Annotated in this window: 21 protein-coding genes; 12 read left to right on the top strand and 9 right to left on the bottom strand. The window is 68.3% G+C overall.

Going from position 1 to position 20,072, the window contains the following annotated elements; translation table 11 throughout:
• Positions 1-97: 97 nt before the first annotated feature.
• The 6 genes from ACZ5TV_RS00985 to ACZ5TV_RS00960 all read left to right on the top strand — a co-directional run bounded on the left by ACZ5TV_RS00985 (position 98) and on the right by ACZ5TV_RS00960 (position 5,139).
• Positions 98-1,597 carry an SLC13 family permease gene (locus ACZ5TV_RS00985; RefSeq protein ID WP_464384011.1) on the top strand — a complete coding sequence of 500 codons (1,500 nt, stop codon included), beginning with the start codon at positions 98-100 and terminating at the stop codon, positions 1,595-1,597.
• Positions 1,598-1,659: 62 nt separating this feature from the next.
• On the top strand, positions 1,660-2,574 hold the full coding sequence (locus ACZ5TV_RS00980; RefSeq protein ID WP_379782164.1) for a decarboxylating 6-phosphogluconate dehydrogenase: 915 nt from the start codon (positions 1,660-1,662) through the stop codon (positions 2,572-2,574).
• A gap of 186 nt (positions 2,575-2,760) precedes the next feature.
• Entirely contained in the window at positions 2,761-2,997 is a 237-nt protein-coding gene (locus tag ACZ5TV_RS00975) for a hypothetical protein (protein ID WP_379782162.1), read from the top strand.
• 231 nt (positions 2,998-3,228) lie between these two features.
• Positions 3,229-4,308, top strand: coding sequence for an alpha/beta fold hydrolase (locus tag ACZ5TV_RS00970; RefSeq protein WP_379782160.1), 1,080 nt, complete (start codon positions 3,229-3,231; stop codon positions 4,306-4,308).
• A 76-nt stretch (positions 4,309-4,384) separates the two neighbouring features.
• Positions 4,385-4,711 (top strand): cupin domain-containing protein, encoded by a 327-nt coding sequence (locus ACZ5TV_RS00965; protein ID WP_464384010.1) that lies wholly within the window; start codon positions 4,385-4,387, stop codon positions 4,709-4,711.
• Positions 4,711-5,139: a rhodanese-like domain-containing protein gene (locus ACZ5TV_RS00960; RefSeq protein WP_379782156.1), complete on the top strand. Its 429-nt coding sequence runs from the start codon at positions 4,711-4,713 to the stop codon at positions 5,137-5,139. Before ACZ5TV_RS00965 ends, ACZ5TV_RS00960 begins: the two co-directional genes overlap by 1 nt.
• A 119-nt stretch (positions 5,140-5,258) precedes the next feature.
• On the opposite strand, the gene ACZ5TV_RS00955 is transcribed toward ACZ5TV_RS00960, so the two are convergent.
• The 5 genes from ACZ5TV_RS00955 to ACZ5TV_RS00935 all read right to left on the bottom strand — a co-directional run bounded on the left by ACZ5TV_RS00955 (position 5,259) and on the right by ACZ5TV_RS00935 (position 10,540).
• On the bottom strand, positions 5,259-7,475 hold the full coding sequence (locus ACZ5TV_RS00955) for a CARDB domain-containing protein (RefSeq protein WP_464384009.1): 2,217 nt from the start codon (positions 7,473-7,475) through the stop codon (positions 5,259-5,261).
• A 269-nt stretch (positions 7,476-7,744) separates the two neighbouring features.
• Entirely contained in the window at positions 7,745-8,644 is a 900-nt protein-coding gene (locus tag ACZ5TV_RS00950) for a Vms1/Ankzf1 family peptidyl-tRNA hydrolase (RefSeq protein WP_464384008.1), read from the bottom strand.
• A 56-nt stretch (positions 8,645-8,700) separates the two neighbouring features.
• Positions 8,701-9,045 (bottom strand): DUF5802 family protein, encoded by a 345-nt coding sequence (locus ACZ5TV_RS00945; RefSeq protein WP_379783819.1) that lies wholly within the window; start codon positions 9,043-9,045, stop codon positions 8,701-8,703.
• 111 nt (positions 9,046-9,156) lie between these two features.
• Positions 9,157-9,909 carry a transcriptional regulator FilR1 domain-containing protein gene (locus tag ACZ5TV_RS00940; protein WP_464384007.1) on the bottom strand — a complete coding sequence of 251 codons (753 nt, stop codon included), beginning with the start codon at positions 9,907-9,909 and terminating at the stop codon, positions 9,157-9,159.
• Positions 9,902-10,540: a class I SAM-dependent methyltransferase gene (locus tag ACZ5TV_RS00935; RefSeq protein WP_379783781.1), complete on the bottom strand. Its 639-nt coding sequence runs from the start codon at positions 10,538-10,540 to the stop codon at positions 9,902-9,904. The genes ACZ5TV_RS00940 and ACZ5TV_RS00935 overlap by 8 nt, the downstream gene beginning before the upstream one ends.
• A 174-nt stretch (positions 10,541-10,714) precedes the next feature.
• Between ACZ5TV_RS00935 and ACZ5TV_RS00930 the strand changes: the two genes are divergently transcribed.
• Positions 10,715-11,263, top strand: a complete 549-nt coding sequence (locus tag ACZ5TV_RS00930) for a CinA family protein (RefSeq protein ID WP_464384006.1) — start codon at positions 10,715-10,717, stop codon at positions 11,261-11,263.
• Here ACZ5TV_RS00930 and ACZ5TV_RS00925 read toward each other — a convergent pair.
• The gene (locus ACZ5TV_RS00925; RefSeq protein ID WP_379779181.1) at positions 11,251-11,454 is read right to left on the bottom strand and encodes a hypothetical protein; all 204 of its coding nucleotides are present in this window, start codon (positions 11,452-11,454) and stop codon (positions 11,251-11,253) included. The genes ACZ5TV_RS00930 and ACZ5TV_RS00925 overlap by 13 nt on opposite strands.
• Before the next feature lie 120 nt (positions 11,455-11,574).
• Positions 11,575-12,204: a hypothetical protein gene (locus ACZ5TV_RS00920; protein ID WP_379779183.1), complete on the bottom strand. Its 630-nt coding sequence runs from the start codon at positions 12,202-12,204 to the stop codon at positions 11,575-11,577.
• 188 nt (positions 12,205-12,392) lie between these two features.
• Here ACZ5TV_RS00920 and ACZ5TV_RS00915 point away from each other — a divergent pair, with 188 nt between their 5' ends.
• On the top strand, positions 12,393-13,298 hold the full coding sequence (locus tag ACZ5TV_RS00915) for a DUF6159 family protein (RefSeq protein ID WP_379779185.1): 906 nt from the start codon (positions 12,393-12,395) through the stop codon (positions 13,296-13,298).
• Positions 13,299-13,331: 33 nt separating this feature from the next.
• On the opposite strand, the gene ACZ5TV_RS00910 is transcribed toward ACZ5TV_RS00915, so the two are convergent.
• On the bottom strand, positions 13,332-14,315 hold the full coding sequence (locus ACZ5TV_RS00910; protein ID WP_379779187.1) for a D-2-hydroxyacid dehydrogenase: 984 nt from the start codon (positions 14,313-14,315) through the stop codon (positions 13,332-13,334).
• Between the two features lie 64 nt (positions 14,316-14,379).
• On the bottom strand, positions 14,380-15,552 hold the full coding sequence (locus ACZ5TV_RS00905; protein WP_379779189.1) for a cystathionine gamma-synthase: 1,173 nt from the start codon (positions 15,550-15,552) through the stop codon (positions 14,380-14,382).
• Between the two features lie 223 nt (positions 15,553-15,775).
• On the opposite strand from ACZ5TV_RS00905, the gene ACZ5TV_RS00900 reads away from it, so the two are divergent.
• The 4 genes from ACZ5TV_RS00900 (at position 15,776) to ACZ5TV_RS00885 (ending at position 20,027) form a co-directional block, all read left to right on the top strand.
• Positions 15,776-16,963, top strand: coding sequence for an extracellular solute-binding protein (locus ACZ5TV_RS00900; protein ID WP_379779191.1), 1,188 nt, complete (start codon positions 15,776-15,778; stop codon positions 16,961-16,963).
• Positions 16,964-16,978: 15 nt separating this feature from the next.
• Positions 16,979-17,923 (top strand): ABC transporter permease, encoded by a 945-nt coding sequence (locus ACZ5TV_RS00895; protein ID WP_379779193.1) that lies wholly within the window; start codon positions 16,979-16,981, stop codon positions 17,921-17,923.
• Entirely contained in the window at positions 17,920-18,909 is a 990-nt protein-coding gene (locus tag ACZ5TV_RS00890) for an ABC transporter permease (RefSeq protein ID WP_379779195.1), read from the top strand. The genes ACZ5TV_RS00895 and ACZ5TV_RS00890 overlap by 4 nt, the downstream gene beginning before the upstream one ends.
• Positions 18,910-18,998: 89 nt before the next feature.
• Positions 18,999-20,027 carry an ABC transporter ATP-binding protein gene (locus ACZ5TV_RS00885; protein ID WP_379779197.1) on the top strand — a complete coding sequence of 343 codons (1,029 nt, stop codon included), beginning with the start codon at positions 18,999-19,001 and terminating at the stop codon, positions 20,025-20,027.
• Positions 20,028-20,072: the final 45 nt, after the last annotated feature.

Genomic DNA, 20,072 nt, shown 5'->3' with positions numbered 1-20,072 from the left:
CCCCCGAGAATTGGGTAGCACCTCCCGATCGGCGTCCTCCGAGAACCGGTGTCCCCTACGACGATCCGTTTAACACGAGCGCGAGAGACGACGCCGTATGCGTCTCCCCGCGCGAAGCGATATCGGCCGACCGCTCGGTCCCGTCGCGTTCGGGGTTCTGTGGTTCGCCGGCGGCGGGCTCGGCCTCGGGCCGGACGCTGCCGCGGCGCTCGCGTGTACCGCCTGGATCGTCGTCTGGTGGGTGACGGAGGCGGTGCCGATCCCGGTGACGAGCCTGCTGCCGGTCGCCCTCTTTCCGCTCACGGGTGTACTCGACGCGAGCGCGACGACGACCGCCTACGGCGACCCGATCGTTTTCCTCCTTCTGGGTGGGTTCCTGCTCGCGCTCGCGGTCGAGCGGACGGGGCTTCACGAGCGCATCTCGCTGCTCGTTATCAGCCGCGTGGGGGTGAGCGCGCCCGGCCTCCTGTTCGGGTTTATGACCGCAACCGCGCTGCTCTCGATGTGGATCTCGAACACCGCGACCGCGATGCTGATGGTCCCGATCGCGATCGCCGTGATCTCACAGACGTACACGGTGACCGATGGGCCACAGGTCGACGTGGGAGAGGGTGTCGGCGAGATGGTCCACGACACCGACGAGGACCCGGCGGACCTCCCCGCGACGCGGTTCGGCGTCGCGCTCATGCTCGGTATCGCGTACGCGGCCTCCGTCGGCGGCGTCGGGACGCTCATCGGGAGCCCGCCGAACGCGGTGCTCGCGGGCGTCGCGGAGAGCCAGCTCGGCGTCGACGTCGGCTTCCTCGAGTGGATGCAGTTCGGGTTCCCGGTCGCCGTCGTCGGCACGCTCGCGGTCTGGGCGACGCTGCTCGTCGTCGTCCGGCCGACCGTCGACGTGGTGCCCGGGCGGGAGGCGATCGCGGCGCACAAGCTCGCCGAGCTCGGCCCCCCGTCGCCGGGCGAGCGGCGGGTGGCGGCGCTGTTCGGGCTCGTCGCGCTGGGCTGGCTCACGCGGCCGTTCCTCATCTCCCCCGTGTTCCCCGAGGTGACGGACGCGACGATCGCGATCGCCGGCGGGATCGCGGCGTTCCTCGTCCCGGTCAACGCCCGTCGACGGGAGTTCCTGCTCGACTGGGAGTACGCGCTTCGGCTCCCGTGGGGCGTGCTGCTCCTGCTCGGCGCGGGGTTCGCGCTCGCCCGTGCGTTCCAGCGCACCGGCCTCGACCGCCGAACCGCCGACCTGATCACCGGGGCAGGGATGACGGAGCTTGTCGGGCTCGTCGTCCTGCTCGCGGTCACGGTGGTCGTCCTGACGAACGTCACCTCGAACACGGCCACGGCATCGGTGTTCACGCCCATCGCGGTCGCGGTCGCGACGTCGATCGGCGCGCCGCCGCTGACGCTGATGGCGACGGTGGCACTCGCGGCGTCGTTCGCGTTCGTCCTCCCGGTGGCGACCGCGCCCAACGCCATCGTGTTCGGGTCCGGATATCTCTCCATCCCCGAGATGGCGAAGGTCGGGGCGGCCGTCAGCGTCACCGGAACCGCCGTCATCGTCGTCGGCGTCGTCTGGTGGCTCCCGTTCGTTTGGGGGTGATCGGACCGCGGTCCGCCGCCGGAACCGGAACCACTACGGCCGCCGCCCGACACCCTCCGACCATGCAACTGGGCGTTATCGGACTCGGGCGGATGGGGCAGATCGTCGCGAACCGGTCGATGGACGCGGGCCACGACGTGGTGGCGTTCGACCTCTCGGCGGAGGCGACCGCGGAAGCCGCGGAGAACGGCGCGGAGCCGGCGGACTCCGTCGCGGACCTGTGTGATCGGCTGGCGGCGGGCGACGAGGGGGGGAAACGGATCTGGCTGATGGTGCCCGCGGGCGACGCGGTCGACGCCACGCTCGGCGACCTGGAACCCCACCTCTCGGGCGACGACGTCATCGTCGACGGCGGCAACTCCCACTTCGAGGCGTCCGTCCGGCGCGCCGAGGGGACCGACGCCGCCTACCTCGACTGCGGCACCTCCGGCGGCCCCGCGAGCGCCGAGGAGGGCTTCTCGCTGATGATCGGCGGTCCCGAACCCGCATACGAGTCGATGACGCCCGTGTTCGACGCGGTCGCCACCGGCCCTGACGGCCACGACCGGATGGGCGAGTCGGGCGCGGGCCACTACGTGAAGATGGTCCACAACGGCGTGGAGTACGCCCTGATGCAGGCGTACGGCGAGGGGTTCGAACTACTCTACGACGGCCGCTACGACCTCGATATGGAGTCCGTGGCTCGCACCTGGAACAACGGCGCGGTGATCCGGTCGTGGCTGCTGGAGCTGTGTGAGGAGGCGTTCGCCGAGGAGGGGTCCGACCTCGGCGACGTCGCCGACCACGTCGCCGGCGGGTCGACGGGTACGTGGACGGTCCAAGAAGCGCTCGAACAGGAGGTGCCGGTGCCACTTATATACGGCGCGCTCGCCGAGCGGTTCGACTCCCGCAACGAGGGACGGTTCTCCCGGCGGCTCGCGAACCGGCTCCGATACGGGTTCGGCCGTCACGAAGTCGCTCGGCGGGACGGGGAGTAGGTAGTCGAATTCAGTTATATACTCCAGAGCGGCTCCAGTTATTCGCTTCGAACAGTTCTATTTGACCCTGTTGAAATCCTCAATTGGTGATAGGTCTCTCGCGTCGTGCTGAATAGAGAGATTACATCTCTCAGAATTCTGGGAATCGCCAGTCATCTATATGACACTCGCTCTCGTAGTTAGCTCATGACAGTGGATGTGCTCATGACGATAGAGGAGTTGTTAGAGCAAGTTCAAAAAGATATAGAGAACCCGGACGCAAGTTACAAACTCAGGACTGCGAGACAACTGCTCAGCATCCTTGAACAGCGTAACGAAGACCTGAGTGTGGCAGTCAGCGAAGCAGTTTCTGACGATGAGTTGCGTGACCGACTCCGCGAGTTGGGTTATCTAAAGCCAGCAGCTGACGACTTCGCCGGGTAGGCTTGTTACTTGTCCATACTGTTGGCGAATCCACCTACTTGATAGATAGTACACGGCCAATTCGCGCCCTGTGTTCAGCACGCGCCTCAGGTCAATGTTGATGAATTTACACAGGGTCTTTTAGTTATATACTGGCACGGCCGCGTGCGTTTATATACCGGATCGATACAGGGTATATGTACTGACATCGCGGAGGTGCATCTATTAGGCGACGGCGGACGAACGGTGTGTATGGTCGATATCCCTATCGAGACGCCCTCGGACGACGACGATCGGTCCGGCGACGATCGGCCGGGCGGCGACGATCGGTCCGGGAGCGATACCGGCGATACCGATCGGGTCGAGGGGACCCGCGACGGAGAGGGCGACGCCGCGTTCGTCCCGACCGGCGGGACGGTCCCGGAACCGATCCCGGACGACGAGATCCCCGCGTCGGTACCGGGCCGGTCGCGGGCTGTCCGGACGAACGGGGTGGACCTCCACGTCGTCGAGGCGGGTCCGGAAGACGGGAAGCTGCTGGTGTTGCTCCACGGGTTCCCCGAGTTCTGGTACGGCTGGCACGAGACGATCGCCCCGCTCGCGAACGCGGGATACCGGGTGGTCGTCCCCGACCAGCGCGGCTACAACCTCTCGGCGAAACCCCCGCGCGTGGCGGACTACCGGATCGGCGAGCTCGCCCGCGACGTGGTCGGGCTGATCGACGCCTACGGTCGGGAGACCGCGGCCGTCGCCGGTCACGACTGGGGGGCGGCCGTCGGGTGGTGGCTCGCGATCCACCACGCCGACCGCCTCTCGGAGTTCGTCGCGGTCAACGTCCCTCACCCCACCGTGTTCCAGCGCGCCCTGCAGGAGTCCTGGAGCCAACGGCTCAAGAGCTGGTACGTGCTCGCCTTCCAGCTGCCGACGCTCCCCGAAGCGGTCGCGAGCGCGGGGGACTGGCGGCTCGCAGTCCGAAGCCTCCGGGAGACCAGCAATCCCGGGACGTTCGACGCGGACGACTTCCGGCGGTACCGGCGGGCGTGGAACCGGGAGGGAGCGTTCGAGTCGATGGTGAACTGGTACCGCGCGATCGTGCGCGACCGACCTGAACCGGCGACGCCCGAGGTATCGGTCCCGACGCTCGTCATCTGGGGCGCGAACGACCAGTTCTTAGAGAAACGGCTCGCGGCCGACAGCGTCGAGTACTGTACGGACGGCCGACTGATCACCGTCGACACCGCGACACACTGGGTGATCCACGAGGAGCCCCACCGGGTCGCGGACGCCATCGCCGACCATGCCGACCCGCTCCCGCCCGGCGCGCGGGAGTGACGCGGCCCCAACCCTCCCCATCGACGATCCCCCGCTCGACGACGCCTTTTATTTCTCGGGGCCCGACCGACCGGGTATGGCCCTTGACCGATACGCAGACGCCGTCGACGACCTCGACCCGGTCGACGGGGAGGTCGCGACCGCCGAGCTCGTCGTCACCGACGACGTGCTCGTGAAGGCGTTCGTCCTCGCACCCGGCGGGGAGATCGACGCCCACGAGCACGCCGACGCGACCAACGTCTTCCACGTGCTGGAGGGGGAGCCGACCGTGGTCCGCGACGGCGAGAGCGAGCGGCTCGCCGCGCCGGCCGTCGTCCTCAACGAACGCGGCGACGTCCACGGGGCGCGAAACGACACCGACGACCGCGCCGTGCTCACCGCGAGCCTCTGTCCGCTCCCCTGATGGACGGCGAGATCGACCCCGACGAACTGGCCGATCTGGTCGGTGTCGGCCGCGACGACGGCGGTGGCGACGCCGGATCCAAGGACACCTCCGGCTCCGGGGTTCGGATCGTCGATATCCGCGACCGCCGGGCGTTCGACCGCGGGCACCTCCCGGGGAGCGAGTCGATCCCCTTCCCCGAGCTCACGACACGGATCGCCGAGCTGGAGGGCGCGGAGCGGGTCGTCACGGTCTGCCCGCACGGGATCGCCAGCAAGCAGGCGGCCCAGCTGATCGGCAGTTACGAGGGGACGGCCGACACCCGCGTCGAGAGCCTTCGCGGCGGGATCGAGGCGTGGGAACGCGACGTCGGGGCGCTCGAACGAACGGACAGGTCTGCCGAACGCGACGAGGAAGGAGCCGAAGAGGGCCCGGACGCGCCGTTCTGACGGACCGCGCGGCAGTCTGGCGGGGACCCTGAACCGGTGGAACCACCGGACCGTGCGGAAGTCGGCTGACGCGTTGGCTCGTGTCGGGCCGGACTGGGTCGTGCCGGGCCGAGCCTCGCTCAGTCCCGTCGACCGAGCACGGCGATCGCCGAGAGCAACGCGACGATGGCGACGACTGCGCCGAAACCGGGGACGCTCCACACCACGTCGCCCGGGGCCGTTTCGTCGCTTCCGCCCGCGGAACCGTCCCCGGCATCGCCGTCGACGGCGTCCTCGACCTGGACACTCACGGAGGCCTCACCGAGGGGGCCGGCGACGCTCACGGTCACGGCTCCGGAGTCGTTGAGGGCGACCTCGCGCTCGACTGTCCCCTCCGTTCCCGCGTCGAGCCTGACCGGCTCCGACCCGACGGACTCGCCGTTGACGCGGAACTCGACCGATCCGCCCGCCGGGATCGCTCCGTCGCTCCCGACGGTCGCGCGCACGAGGACGGAGTCACCCGCCACGATGCGATCGGCGTCGATCGAGACGTCACGGACGGCCACCGACCCGGGTTCGTCGACGACCACCGAGAGCGTCTCGCTCCCGACCCGGACCGTGTACTCGCCGGGGTCGGCGAACGCGTGCTCGAACCGTTCCGTCGTCTCGTCGCCGGCCTCGACGCTCCCCGACCGCGTGTCGACGGGCTCGCCGTCGACGTACAGCGACACCTCATAGCTCCCCGTTGTCCCCCCGGTGTTGGAGACGGCGAGGTCCACGCCGAGGCTCTCGTTCTCGACGAGCCGAACCGGGTCGCGGTCGACCGGGCGGTCGCGGTACTCGCCGCTTGCACGGATCCCGTCGGCGGCGAGGCCGTAGCCGACCTGGGCCGGCGTCTCGCCGAACGCCTCGGCGTGCGCGTCACGGTCCCACGCCTCGGGCGTCGCGTCCGTCGTCGTCAGCCGCTCCGCGTCCGCCCGGACCGCCGCCGCGGCCTCGTCGTCGCCGCCGGCCGCTGCAGCCGCCTCGACCGCGTCGAGGAAGTCGCGGTTCGTCACCCACGAGTCCGGCTCGTCGCGAGCGGACGGGGCCTCGTTGAGGTCGCGGAACGCGGTCGCCAACGAGGCGCTCCCGTCGCTGGCGACCCGGATCCGGCGGTCGATCTCCCCGGCGACGAGCGCGCCCTTCACGTAGTCGGCGTTGGCGCTCCACGTACCGGGTTCCGCGAGGACGGACGACGCGAACGGCTCGCGTTCGCCGGCAGAGAGCGTCCGTTCGAACTCGTCGAAGTCGGTCGCTCCCCGTTCGAGTGCGAACAGCGCGGCGTAGTACGTCGCGGTCGCTTCGGTGAACCACTCGACGGTCGAGTCAGCGACGTACGACTGCCGGGTGTGGACGTACTCGTGAGTCCAGACGTCGTCGGCGGTGCCCGCCGGTTCGGCGTCACGGACCCAGAGGTCGGCGTCACCGATCTGGAGCCCGCGAACCGCCCAAGAGACGTCGCCGGTCGGCGCGGCCACGGCGAACACCTCCTCGTCGAGCGCCCCCACCCGAAGCGCGGCGGCCGCGCCCTCGTACGCCTGGAACACCTCGTCGGGCGAGGGTTCGAGCGTCGCCGCCTCCGGGACGATCAGGCGGTAGCGCTGGTCCGCGGTCTCGTGGACGTGTTCTTCGTGTGCACCGAGGAATACAACGGCCCGCGAGGCGGCCCCTTCCCCCGCCACGGCGTTCTCCCGGGCGAGCGTAACGCGGCTGCCGCCGCCGGTGAACGTCCACCCCACGGCCGTCCGTGGCGGCCTGACGATCGCCCACTCACCCGTGTCGACGAACCGATACGATCCCTCCCCTGCGAGCGGTCCGTCGGCGTCGTCGGTCACGTTCGCGTCCATCGCGTACGTAAGCGAGGGACGCTCGGTCTCCCCGTCCCACACCCACTCCGCGTCGCCGTCGGTCGTCTCGCGGTCGAACCCGTCCGCCTCGATCGGCTCATCGTTCCCGCTCAACAGCTCGATCCGGAGCTCGGTCACGCGGTCGGGGATCCGCGCCTCGGTCGTCACGCCGACGCTCCCCGCTTCGTCGGTCGTGGACAGCTCGTGCCGTATCAGGATCGTGTCGTCGTCGACGGACGCCGTCCCCGTCGCGGGATCGACCGCGGGTCCGTGGCCCGTCCCGTCGAGAACGGCACGCTCGCTGACCGTCGTATCGGACACCCCGCCGAGTGCCCCGGGTGTCCCGCCGAGCGGCCCGCCCACCCCCGCCACGCTCGTCACCGCAGCGACCGCCAGAAGGGCGACGAGCACGACGGCGACCGCCGCGAACAGCTCGCGTCCACCGACGGGATCGTCGATCCGGGTCATAAATAACGGCCGTGCTCACTAGGCTTACGTGTGTCTATCAACTCCGTGAAACTAAGTGGGCGGAGCGCTGTCGGCAACTCCCAGGTGTCCGTCCTGTGTCGATGGCGGACGGGTTTCGAAGTCGGACAGGTGTCGAGGTCGGTCGCGCGACCCGAGTCGCCGTTCGTAGGGGGGGGAGGGAGCGTGTGACGTGTCCCTCCAGAATATCGTGTGGCACAGAGGCACATAGGTATTCGGTGCTTACCATCGCGATTCGGGCCCGAACGCGTTCAGATAGCGTACACACGGGTCGTCCAGAAGTCACGGAACGCGTCGTCGAGGGCGGCTTCGGGGCGTCCGGTCGCATCGGTCACGTCGGTGTGATCGGCGAGGTCGCGTACGTCCCCGAGGACGCTCCGTTCGCCGACGACGATCGTTCGGTCGACGTCGTCGAGGTCGTCGAGCACCTCACGGGCGCGTTTCACGTGGTCGTCGATCTGTCCCTCACGTCGTCGCTCGAATCGCCCCTGGGAGAACCCGCCTTTGGAGTGTGCCTCCTTCACGTCCGAGTCGAACCCCTCGAACGAGACGCGCTCGTCGCCCTCGTACACCCCGAGCGCGAACGTGTCCGACCGGACGAGCGCGAACGCGAACCGGCCGGTCGGTCGGAACCACGCCCGCTCCAGACGCGGGGACGCCGCCCACCGGTCGAACGGCTCCGGCTCGACGGGTGGCGACAGCGCGACGCTCACCGCGCCGGTGTCGTCGGCGATCACGACCGCGGGCGCGGCGCGTCGAACGAGCCGGGAGCGGTCCCCGAACCAGTCGGCGACGCTCGTCGGGACCGCATCGTCCTCGGGGACGAACGCCGTGAGAACCCCTTCCGGGTCGTCGGTCTCGACCCCACGCAGACGGCCGAGAACGTCGTCGAGGCGGCCACCGCTCGCGTCGCTCACGCGGCGGAACTCGACCGTCTCCTCGTCGCTCTCGGCCCGCTCCACGCGGTCCTCCAGCGACTCGATACGGTCTTCCAGCCGATTGACGCGCTCCTCGGCGCGCTGGCGGTCGGCGACTGCCTCCGAACGCCGCTCTTCTTCAGCCTCCGCGCGACGCTCGAGGTGGCGCTTCTCCTCTTCGAGCGTCTCGATCCGCTCTTTCAGCTCGGCGCGGCCGAGCAGCCGGTCGATCATACCCGAGGATCGGCCCCCGGTGACCTAAAAGGCCCGTCGTCGGACGCCGGTCCGGCTCAGGCGTTGGCGGAGGGCTCCCACCCCTCCCAGCGGAGGAGGTTCTCCGCCCGGTCGGCGTCCGCCAACAGGACGTTCCGCGTCGCCGGGAGGTCTTCGTCGGCAATGGATCGGGGAACCGCGAGCGTCCCGCTCGGAACGCCCTCGTCGCCGCCGACCGGGATGTGTCCCGCGCCGAGCTTCATTACGAGGGGCGCGTCGAGCCGTTCGAGGCCCGTTCCCGCCGCGTACAGTTGCTCGTTGACGTGCTCGTGGTCGGCCTGCTGGATGACGGCCCGGTCGCCGTCGTGGGGCTCGACGTACAGTTCCCCCAAGTAGTATCCGCTGGAAAAGCGTTCGAACATTCTGTGCGTGCTATCCTCTGCCATGGTAGTATATAAACATTTCTCGGAAATCGACGATCGTGACGGACGATCCCGAGGCCGCTGGGTTCGGCGTCAACGCGCTCGCTCGATTCACAACGGCTCGGCGGCATCGGCGTATCGACGATAGGTCTCGGCCGCCCAGCCGCGAACCGCTGGATCGTCGGTAGCGAGCACGGCCGCGAGTCCTCGACCGTCGAACAGTCCGACAACCGCGCGGTCGTCGACGAGGAGGATCCCAATCGGTGAGTCACCGTCGTGGACGCGGAGATCGGCGCCGCGGTCCGCCATCGACGACCGGATCGCGGGGCGCGCAGGGCCGGTGAGGCGTGTTCCCGCGCGTCCCGTGAGCACGATTCGCGCCTCCATCTCCGCTGCGGTGGCAGCTGTCAGCCGTTCCACGAGCGACGCGTCGAGCCGCGGCACCACCCCGACGATCGACCCCGCGTCGGCGAGCAGCGACGGGAGCCGCTCGGCCGGTCCGACGGTCCCGTCGCGGCCGACGACGGTCGTCGTTCCCGAAGCCCCGCCATCGTCCCCGTTCCTGTGCTCGTCCTCGTCCCCGTTCCTGTGCTCGTCCTCGTCCCCGTTCCTGTGCTCGTCCTCGTCCCCGTTCCTGTGCCCGTCCTCGTCCCCGTTCCTGTGCCCGTCCTCGTCCCCATCCCCCACGTCGGTGTCGAGGTCGACCCCGGCCGCGGATTCGACGATCCGAACGAGCGCCGCCGTCGTCGTCACCGCGTCGTCGACGCCACTGTCGTCGACTTCGCTGTCGTGGACCTCGCTGTCGTGGACCTCGCTGTCGTCGACGCTGCCGTCTGCGGCTCCACCGAGCGGATCGTCAGCCACGATCCCCCTCCGTCGGTCCCTCGGGGTACGACTGCCGGGGGCCGTGTGCCCGACAGGCGAGCAGCCGCGCGGTCGCCCGGCGGCGGTCGTCCGGGCGTTCCTGCGTCGTCTCGTCGTAGTAGCGGACGCTCAACCCGAGCCCCGCGCGCAACAGCTCGTTCGCGGCGAACCGATAGCGGTCGTCGCTCGGCCCCGAGGGGGTCGACCGAGACGACCGGAGATGGCCTTCGACGAACAGATAGCCACCGTCGACGAGCGCCGCTGCGAGGTCCGAGAACCGATCGACGGTGTGATAGAAACTCACGGTGACGAGCGCGTACCGCTCCGTCGGGAACGCGTACTCCGTCGCGTCGGCGTGGACGGTTTCGATCCGGTCGGCGACGCCGCGTTCCGCCGCGCGTTCCCGCGTGATCCGGAGCCCCTCTCGGGAGGCGTCGAGCGCGTCGACGTCGTATCCGGCCTCCGCGAGGAACACCGCGTTCCGTCCCGTTCCGGTCGCGAGGTCGAGCGCCCGACCGTTCGGAATCGACGGTTCGTACGCGCGCAACACCGACGACGGCTCCGGATCGCGGGGGTACGACCCGGAGGCGAACCGCTCGTCCCAGTCGGTCGAGCCGTTCGAGTCGGCCATGGGCGACGTACTCGCCCGCACCGGATAACCCCACCGCCGTATCGTCTCCAGTCGCCCGGAAACCGCCCACGAGTCGGCGACGTGTCTCCCCGTCACAACGACCGCGAACGAGGGGTCCCTAGAGATACACGGAGTCGCCGGAGGTATACAAGTGATCGGACCGAACCGGGTCGTATGACCGATCACTCCGACCCGGCCGCCGCTGTCGGCGAGCTGTTGACCGCCCGCGGAGAGACGCTCGCGGTCGCGGAGTCGCTGACGGGCGGGCTCGTCGGGTCCCGCGTGACGGACGTGCCCGGCGCGAGCGCCTACTTCGACCGAGGGTACGTCACCTACGCGTACGACGCCAAGCGCGAACTGCTGGGCGTCTCCCGGGAGACGCTCGACGAACACGGCGCGGTCGCCGGACCGACCGCCCGCGAAATGGCCGCGCGCGCCCGGGACCACGCGGACACGACGTGGGGGTTGTCGACGACCGGCGTCGCCGGGCCGGGCGGCGGCACCGACGAGAAACCGGTCGGGCTCGTCTTCGTCGGTGTCGCGTACGCCGCGCCGTGGGAAACTGGAGACTCCTTCTCGCGAAGCGTTCGGGCCGTGTTGGACGGCGATCGCGACGCGATCAAAGCCGCCAGCGCGGAGCGCGCGCTCGCGGCGTTGGCCCGGACGATCCGGGAGATTCGATCCGACACCGCCGGCGTCGACGACGGGAGTCAACCGATGTAAGCGTTCCCGACGGCGGCAACGAGGAGCGCGGCGACGACGATCCACGCGATCGGCTCCGCTACCAACAGGGAGAACGGGCGTAGCACCGACTCGTCGAAGCCGAACAGGGCACCGGCGGCAATCGCCGCCGCGAGTACGACGGCGGCGACGACGCCCGAGACGCCGAGCAGCGCCGTGTCCGAAGGGTCCATGGCTCCCCTGCGTGGTCGTCGACCATATACCTATTCCCGAGGAGAGCGGCCGCGGACGACGCCGCATCAGCCGTCATCGACGATCGGTGACGCGCGGATCCCGCTAGCGTTATCGACGTATCACGCCTCGTCGTCGGCGGCGGACTCGTCGATGTGATCTCCGAGATCGGTGAACTCCTCGATCACGAACAGCTCGAACGGCTCCGCGAGCTCGTCGGCCCCGAGAACGACGACCGCGTGTTCCTCCTCGGGATCCGTGATCTCCCCGATCAGCTCCGCGCTCCGCTCGCCGTCGATCCCGTCACCGTCGAGCGTGACCGCGAAGACGTGTTCGCCCGGCGTCTCGAAGCGGTCGCCGAACACCGCCTGTGAGTCGTCGTCGCCCGTGTCCGCCTCCTCGTCGGCCGGTTCGAGGGAGAACTCCTCGTCGAGGAGCGTCTCATCGTCCGGTCCAGTCACGGTGATCGTTCCGGTAAGGACTCGGTCCGTCTCGTTCAGGAGGTTCACGTCGTCGAGGACGAACTCCGCGATCAGGTTACCGATCGTCTCGGCACAGCCGGCGAGTCCGGCGGTCATCGTGACCGCGCCGATACCGAGGAACCGTCGGCGGTCCGCCGTCGGAACCGCCCGGATGCGACCCGACACTCCGCCGTCGGAGGCGTCCGTGCTGCTGTCTCCCGCGTCCGTGTCGCTATCAAATCGATCCGTGTCGCTGTCGCTGTCGAACCGCGTATCGTTCGTGGAGGGCATGGAAGGTACCGATATGGCGTTACCTGTTGTATTATTTGAACGTTCGGATCGGTTTGCCGAGAGTCCGTCACGTCGCCGCGCCAACCGACCGCCGCGACGGACCCGCTCGCCGCTCCGGAACCTCGCGACACATCGTCCTCGAAAGCGTGAAGCGTATACTTATAAGCTGAGCCGGCGCAGGGGAGCCCATGTCGCTCGGTACACGATCCGGTCGCCCCGGCTTCTTCGAGCGGGCGAAAACCGGCTGGACACTCACGAAGGACAGCGCGAGCGTGATCCGGGACTACCCGAAACTACTCGTATTCCCGCTGCTTGCGGGGGTCGCGAGCGCGGCTTTCTTCGTCGTCTTCTTCTTCCCGCTGCTGATCGCCAACCTGATCGGCAGCGGCGTCGAGTACGTCGCGCTGTTCGTCGTCTACTTCGCGACGACGTTCCTCAGTACGTACGCGGCGGCCGGGTTAGTCCACGCGACCAACGAGGCGTTTCACGGCCGCGAGCCGAACGTCGTCGGCAGCCTCAAAGCCGTGAGCAGCCGGCTAGGGCCGATCGTCGTCTGGTCGCTCATCTCGGCGACCGTCAGCGTCGTCCTCAAGGCGATGGAGGACTCCGACAACCCGATCGCCGGGATCCTCCGGTCGATATTCGCGATCGGCTGGGCGATCATGACGTTCTTCATCGTCCCCGTCATCGTGTTCGAGGACGTCTCCGTCACGTCGATGTTCTCGAAGAGCGCCGGGGCGTTTCGCGACACGTGGGGCGAGACGATCGGTGCCGGGTTCGGGATCACGCTGGTCGTCACCGTCGTCGGGATCGTGTTGGCGCTCGGAGCGCTCGCGGTGTCGATCCCCGTCGCCGCGGTGTTCCCGGGGCCCGGGATCCTGCTCACGGTCCTCCTACTCGCCGGCGTGATCGCGTTCACCTACCTCCTCAGCCAGACGATCTGGGGGGTGGCGAAGACCGCCTTATACGTGTACGCCGTCGAAGGCCGACGGCCGGACCAGTTCGACAACTTCGATTTCGAGACGCTGGGCGGCCGGACGGAAGGGCGGGCTTCGCCCGGCAACGCCGGCAGCCGGGACACGCTCGGTCCGTAGGCGGCGTCCGCGGGCTGCCCGTAACCGGCGTTCTCAGGCGACTCGATTCCGAAGCCCGACATCCCCGTCGTCGCTGTCCCCGTCGTCATCACCCTCCACGCTCGCTAACCGCTCCACGTTCTCCACGAGCACGTCCGCCACGCGTTCGAAGTACGCCGGGGTGTGTCCCGCGTTGTGCGGCGTGATCGTCACGTTTCCGAGTCCCCACAGCGGGTGGTCCTCCGGAAGCGGTTCGGGGTCGGTCACGTCGAGTGCTGCCCCGCGGATCCGGTTGCTTCGGAGCGCGTGGACGAGCGCGTCAGTGTCGACGACGGCTCCGCGAGCGATGTTGACCAGCACCGCGTCCGGCCGCATCGTCCGGAGCAGCTCCGCGTCGACGAGCCCCCGAGTCGTGTCCGTGAGCGGGCACGCCAACACGACGTACGCCGCGTCGATGACCGCCTCGTGGATCCGGTCAAAGCCGTACACCTCGTCGGTCGGCCCACCCTTCTCGGGGGAGTACCGGACGCCGACCGTCTCGACATCGAACCCCGACAGGCGGTCGACGACCGCCCCGCCGATAGCGCCGAGGCCGACGACCGCGACTGTGGAGCCGTACAGCTCCGTCGTCGGGTAGCTCCGCCACTCCCGGCGGGACTGCTGGCGATACGCACGGTGGAACTCGCGGGCGTGGCCGATCATCGCGCCGACGACGTACTCCGCGATGTTCGGACCGTGAACCCCCGAGGCGTTCGTGACGGCAACGCCGCGATCGGCGAGCGCGTCGAGCGGGAGATGGTTGGTCCCCGCGTAGACGCAGGCGAACAGCTCCAGGTTCTCGGCGGTGTCGAGCAGGTCCGCGTCGAGGCTGGGCCCGACCGCTATCCGGGCGGTTTCGAGGAGCGTTCGCTCCTCCGACGGCGTCCGTGCGAGCGCCACCTCGTGGTCGGGGAGTCGTTCCCTGAGGATGTCGGCCAGCTCGGGCGCGCCGACGCCGTGGATCGTCTGTCGGAGCACCGCGATATCGGGGTCGCTCATACTATCCGGTTCTCGCCGGTCGTGAAAAGGATCGGTGTCCCGGTGAGCGAGGACGCCCAGCGGGCTATTCCCGGGTGGCGTCGAACGCCTGCTGGAGGTCCGCCTTCATGTCATCGACGTGTTCGATCCCGACGGAGACCCGGATCAGTCCGTCCGTGAGCCCGGCGGCGACTCGTTCCTCGCGTGGGATAGCGGCATGAGTCATCGCGGCGGGCTGCTCGATCAGGCTCTCGACGCCGCCGAGCGACTCCGCCAGGGTGAACACGTCCGTCTCGCTCACGACCGTCGACGCCTCCTCCAGCGTCCCGTCGAACTCGAAGGAGAGCATCCCGCCGAAGTCGTCCATCTGTTCGGTGGCGAGTTCGTGGTCCGGATGGCTCTCCAGTCCCGGGTAGTAGACGCGCTCGACGTCCTCGTGGCGCTCCAGCCACTCGGCGAGCGCGGCCGCGTTCTCACAGTGTCTGTCCATTCGGACGGGAAGCGTCTTCGTGCCACGCAGGACGAGGAAGGCGTCGAACGGGCCGGGCGTCGCGCCGACCGAGTTCTGATAGAAGCCGAGCCGCTCGTCGAGGTCGGCGTCGTCGACGATCAGCGCGCCGCCGATCGTGTCTGAGTGGCCACCGAGATACTTCGTGAGCGATTGGCAGACGACGTCCGCCCCGTGTTCGAGCGGACGCTGGAGGTACGGCGTCGCGAACGTGTTGTCGACGGCACACAACGCGTCGTTCTCGTGGGCGATCCCGGCGAGCGCGCCGATGTCGTTCACGTTCATCAGCGGGTTCGTCGGGGTCTCAACCCACACGAGCTCCGTGTTCGGTCGCATCGCGTCGCGAACCGCGTCGTGGTCGGTCGTATCGACGAACGTCGTCTCCAGGTCGTACTGCTCGTACACCTGCGTGAGGATCCGGTGGGTGCCGCCGTACACGTCGTCGCCCGCGACGACGTGGTCGCCGGCGGAGAGCAGGTTGAGGACCGTGTTGATCGCGCCCATCCCGGAGGAGAAACAGCGGGCGTGGCTCCCGGATTCGAGATCGGCGAGGTTCGCTTCGAGGTCGCTCCGGGTGGGGTTCCCTGTGCGCGAGTACTCGTAGCCGCGGTGGTCGCCCGGACCGTCCTGTTCGTACGTCGAGTTGGCGTGGATCGGGGTCATCAACGCGCCCGTCTCCGGGTCCGGCTCCTGGCCCGCGTGGATCGCGCGGGTCTCGAACCGTCTGTCGGTGGGTTTGTCGTCGCTCATACCGGATCGTCGTCGGCCGACGCCCTGACTCTTGTCCTTCCGGGTGGCGATGACCGAAGAGCCTGGATCGGATCTGGCCGGGGCAGGTCGAGGGGGGTCGTATCGGAGCGAGCGAAGCGGACGGAGCGGATCGCCCGCTGACACCAAACGGATATATATCTCTCTGATCGGGAATAACAATTATTATAAAAGTATTAGGCGGCCCGCACCTTTCATCGGGTGAATGACTGGAGATAGTTCGAACGGTCCGTTCTCGCGACGTCGATTCCTCCTCGCTAACGGCGCGGCGGCGACGGTCGGGCTCGCCGGCTGCCTCGGCGGGGACGAAGGCGACGATGAAGATGGAACCGGCTCGGGCGACGGCGGTGAGGGCCGCTCGTGGGAGGTCGGCCACGACGAGTACCGGACGACGGTGACGGAGGACGACCTCCCGGAGGAGCTGTTCATCTACGCCGTCCAGACCGGCTGGTCCAACTGGGACGCCGTGATGGCGGCGTTCGAGGAGGAGTACGGCGTCCCGCTGCACGACGACCAGCGGACCTCCGGGGAGGCACTCTCGAACATCCGGGCAAACGCCGGCAACCAGGACTACTCCGCGTACAACGGCTTCTACCCGACAGGCCTCCAGGCGTGGGACGACGGGTTCACCACCGACTACAAGCCCGAGGGGTGGGACCGAGTGCCGGACGACTTCAAGACGGACGACGGACACGTCACCGCGACCCGGCAAATGACCATCGCGATCAACTACCGGAAGGATATCTACGAGGAGCGCGGGATCGACGAGCCGGAGACGTGGGAGGACCTCAAACAGCCGGAGATCGCCCAGGACCTCGCGATCAACGTCCCCGGCGCCGGCGCGGGGCTGAACGCGATGCTCTCGATCAACCACGCGTACGGCGGCGACTTGGATAACCTCGACCCGCTGTTCGACTACCTCGAAGAGATCGGTGAAAGCGGTGCCCGACACCAGCGCAACCTCGATCGACAGTTCACCGCCGGGGAAGTGTCGACGTACGCGGAGTTCGACTTCGGCGGACTGTCGACGAAGTACAACAGCGATGACATCCCCGAGGAGGACGTCGGCGTGGTGATCCCGCAAGCGCCCGGCGGCGGCGAGGGCGCGGTCGCGGCCCCGTACGGCTACGCGATGCTCGACGACGCCCCGAACCCGGAGGCGTGTAAGCTGTTCATGGACTTCGTGCTCTCGCTCGACGTCCAGCAGCTGTTCTTCGACGGGTTCGTCCGGCCGATCCGTGCCGACGAGCTGGACGCGCCCGACGAGTTCCCCCCGGACGAACAGTACGAGGCGGCGACGTTCGAGATCGACCAGGTCGAGCTGTTGGAGAAACAGCAGGACATCGTCTCGGAGATCATCGAGCGGAGCCCCCTCCCGGGCGTCGAGGCGTAACCCAGCGACGCCCTGATGTCGGACACCCGTTCGAACGCCGGCGACGGCACGCCGTCCGCGACCCGTCTCGGGTCGATAGTGGCCGCCGTACGCGCGTTCGTCTCCCCGCGAACCGAGGCGGACCGCGAGCGCCGTCGGATCGTGGTCATGTGTCTGCCGTATTTCGTGTTGGCGACGTTCGGGGCGTTCCTCCCGCTCGGCATGTTGGCCCGGATGAGCGTCTCGGAGAACCAGTTTCAAAACGAGGGGTTCAGCCTCGCGGCGTGGGAGACGCTGGCGACCGAGCCGGTGTACCGTGAGATCGCCTGGAACACCCTCTGGTTCGCGACGGCGACGACGCTGTTCAGCGTTGTCGTCGCCGTCGCGATCTCGCACGCGCTCGCGAAGTACCGCCTTCCGTTCCGCCGGTGGATCGTCGCGATGGTGTCGTTCCCCATCGCGCTGCCGGGGATCGTCGTCGGCTTTATGATCGTGGTGCTGTTCGGCCGAACCGGATTGCTCACCAACGCCGTCGCCTTCTTCACCGGCGAGAACCCGATCGACCTCGCGATCGCGCTTACCGTCGGCGGGCTCTTTCTGGGATATAGCTTCTCGCTGATCCCCCGAGCGACGATGGTGCTTCGAGGCACGTTCGCCGAGGTCAACGAGGACGCCGAGGAGGCGGCCCGGGCACTCGGCGCGAGCCCACTCCTGACGTTCAGGTACGTGACGCTCCCACAGGTCTGGCCGGGGATCGTCGCCGCGTTCGTCCTCACGTTCCGGACCGCGCTCGCCATCTTCGGGACGGTACTCGTGTTGCCCGCGCTCAACGTCGCGACACTGCGGATCAACCTGGAGATCCAGGATCTCGGGTTCAACCTCGCGACCGCCTCCGCCATCGGGCTGATATACTTCGTGTTCATCTTCGCGTTCACGTTCGGCGGCGTCAAAGTGATCGACAACGAGAGCCTCAAAATATGACCGGGGAGGATCGACGCACTGACCGCGGGGAAGATCGACGCGCCGACGGCGGTGAGGATCGACGTACCGACGGCGGCGAGACGGTGGTGACGGAACGAACCGACCGAGCCGATGGGTCCGCGGGGACCGGCCGGACTAGCCGGGAACGACGCGGCGGGCTCCACCGGTTCGACGTGAGCTCCGCGGTCGGTCGCCGGGCGGTGACGCTGGTGCTCGCGGCGACGCTCGCGTTCCTCATGCTCCCGATCCTCGTCACCGTCATCGCCTCCTTCGGGACGACGTGGGCCGGGGTGGTCCCCCGTGGCTACGTCAACTTCGACAACTGGCGGACGGTGCTCGGGCTCGCGGAGGGCGTCGGGGTCAGACAGGGCGTGATCCAGGGGCTCGCGTACAGCGCCGGGCTCGCGACCGCGGGCATGCTGATCAACATCGTGGTCGGCGTCCCGATCGCCTACTCGCTCGTCCGGTACGACTTCTTCGCCAAGGACTGGATCAACACGCTCGCGATCCTCCCGATCGTGCCCGGCGTCATCCTCGCTATCGCGTTCTTGCGGATGTACCCCGAACAGGGAGGCTCCACGTTCGGCCTGATCATTGGGTACGCGCTGTTGAAATCGCCGTTCATGGTGTTGACCGTCCAGAGCTCGCTCCAATCGATGAACCTCCAGCAGATAGAGGAGAGCGCCCGGTCGCTCGGCGCGTCGTGGCCGCGGACGTTCCTGACGGTGATCGTCCCGAACGCGAAAGACGGGATCGTCGCCGGCTCCATCATCACGTGGACGCTGGCGGCGGCGGAGTTCAACTTCACCTACATCGTCCACTCGGCGGGACCGCGGCCGTTCTCGCTGTTCCTCTTCGAGAACATCACGCGCTCACCGGTGTTACAGGGCGCGGCGGCGGTCTCCGTCTACTTCCTGATCGTCACGGCCGTGATCGTGCTCCTCCAGCGGGTGGGGAAGGCCGGCTTTACAACGGTGGAACGGTGATCCCCGTGACGAGCGCGACGCGCCACGACCCCCTCTCGAACGACCCCGCCGAACGCGACCACACGAAGCAACACTGAAACACGGACACTATGTCGGAAGTCACACTCGACTCGCTCACGAAACGCTACGACGAGGAGGTCGCCGTCGACGGGATCGACCTGACGGTCGAGGACGGCGAGGTACTCGGGGTGATCGGCCCCTCGGGCTGCGGGAAGACGACCACGCTCCGCACCATCGCCGGCTTCGAGACGCCGACCGAGGGACGGGTGCTGTTCGACGACGACGACGTCACCCACGTCCCGCCGGAGGACCGGAACGTCGGGCTCGTCTTCCAGTCGTACGCGCTGTTCAACAACATGAGCGTGCTCGGCAACGTCGCCTTCGGACTGAAGATGCAGGGCGTCGGCAAGGAGGAGCGCCGGGAGCGCGCACGGGAGCTCCTGTCGCTCGTCGGGATCGCCGAGCACGCCGAAAAGAATCCACAGCGACTCTCCGGGGGACAACAACAGCGGGTCGGACTGGCTCGCGCACTGGCCATCGAGCCCCGGATCCTGTTGCTCGACGAGCCGATGACGGGGCTCGACGCCAAGCTGAAAAAGCGCCTCGAAGCGGAGATCGGCTCCCTCCTCGACGAGCTCGACGTGACGACGCTGTACGTAACTCACGACCAGGAGGAGGCGATGGTGATGTGTGACCGGATCGCCGTGTTGAACGACGGACACATAGAGCAGATCGGGACGCCGGCGGAGATCTACGAGCGCCCGGCAAACGCGTTCGTCGCCGACTTCGTGGGGACGTCCAACGCGGTCTCCGCGACGGTGACCGACGGCCGGCTGGATCTGGGGTTCGCGACGTACGACGTCGACGACCTCCCGGATACCGCGACCGGGACGGCGATCCTCCGGCCCGGAGACTTCAGCGTCGGCGACGGCGGCATCGAGGGGACCGTTCGAGACCGGTTCTACCTGGGCGACCGCGTTCGGGCACGAGTGGAGCTGCCGAGTGGCGACCTCGTCACCGTCGCGCTCGATCCCGCGAACGAGAACGCGCGGACGGGCGACACGGTTTCGCTGGAGCTCGACCCGAGCGGCGTCCACGTGATCCGGTCCGCGGAGTGACGGCGAACGCGGTAGTCAAGACTGTCGCAGTCGACACGTCCGAGA

This window comes from Halorubrum tibetense, assembly GCF_055396225.1.
This window is presented reverse-complemented; position numbering and strand designations above follow the sequence as displayed.

Coding starts and splice junctions, on each gene's coding strand:
- ACZ5TV_RS00985 (WP_464384011.1), top strand. CDS start 98: ATGCGTCTCCCCGCGCGAAGCGATATCGGCCGACCGCTCGGTCCCGTC.
- ACZ5TV_RS00980 (WP_379782164.1), top strand. CDS start 1,660: ATGCAACTGGGCGTTATCGGACTCGGGCGGATGGGGCAGATCGTCGCG.
- ACZ5TV_RS00975 (WP_379782162.1), top strand. CDS start 2,761: ATGACAGTGGATGTGCTCATGACGATAGAGGAGTTGTTAGAGCAAGTT.
- ACZ5TV_RS00970 (WP_379782160.1), top strand. CDS start 3,229: ATGGTCGATATCCCTATCGAGACGCCCTCGGACGACGACGATCGGTCC.
- ACZ5TV_RS00965 (WP_464384010.1), top strand. CDS start 4,385: ATGGCCCTTGACCGATACGCAGACGCCGTCGACGACCTCGACCCGGTC.
- ACZ5TV_RS00960 (WP_379782156.1), top strand. CDS start 4,711: ATGGACGGCGAGATCGACCCCGACGAACTGGCCGATCTGGTCGGTGTC.
- ACZ5TV_RS00955 (WP_464384009.1), bottom strand. CDS start 7,475: ATGACCCGGATCGACGATCCCGTCGGTGGACGCGAGCTGTTCGCGGCG.
- ACZ5TV_RS00950 (WP_464384008.1), bottom strand. CDS start 8,644: ATGATCGACCGGCTGCTCGGCCGCGCCGAGCTGAAAGAGCGGATCGAG.
- ACZ5TV_RS00945 (WP_379783819.1), bottom strand. CDS start 9,045: ATGTTCGAACGCTTTTCCAGCGGATACTACTTGGGGGAACTGTACGTC.
- ACZ5TV_RS00935 (WP_379783781.1), bottom strand. CDS start 10,540: ATGGCCGACTCGAACGGCTCGACCGACTGGGACGAGCGGTTCGCCTCC.
- ACZ5TV_RS00930 (WP_464384006.1), top strand. CDS start 10,715: ATGACCGATCACTCCGACCCGGCCGCCGCTGTCGGCGAGCTGTTGACC.
- ACZ5TV_RS00925 (WP_379779181.1), bottom strand. CDS start 11,454: ATGGACCCTTCGGACACGGCGCTGCTCGGCGTCTCGGGCGTCGTCGCC.
- ACZ5TV_RS00920 (WP_379779183.1), bottom strand. CDS start 12,204: ATGCCCTCCACGAACGATACGCGGTTCGACAGCGACAGCGACACGGAT.
- ACZ5TV_RS00915 (WP_379779185.1), top strand. CDS start 12,393: ATGTCGCTCGGTACACGATCCGGTCGCCCCGGCTTCTTCGAGCGGGCG.
- ACZ5TV_RS00910 (WP_379779187.1), bottom strand. CDS start 14,315: ATGAGCGACCCCGATATCGCGGTGCTCCGACAGACGATCCACGGCGTC.
- ACZ5TV_RS00905 (WP_379779189.1), bottom strand. CDS start 15,552: ATGAGCGACGACAAACCCACCGACAGACGGTTCGAGACCCGCGCGATC.
- ACZ5TV_RS00900 (WP_379779191.1), top strand. CDS start 15,776: ATGACTGGAGATAGTTCGAACGGTCCGTTCTCGCGACGTCGATTCCTC.
- ACZ5TV_RS00895 (WP_379779193.1), top strand. CDS start 16,979: ATGTCGGACACCCGTTCGAACGCCGGCGACGGCACGCCGTCCGCGACC.
- ACZ5TV_RS00890 (WP_379779195.1), top strand. CDS start 17,920: ATGACCGGGGAGGATCGACGCACTGACCGCGGGGAAGATCGACGCGCC.
- ACZ5TV_RS00885 (WP_379779197.1), top strand. CDS start 18,999: ATGTCGGAAGTCACACTCGACTCGCTCACGAAACGCTACGACGAGGAG.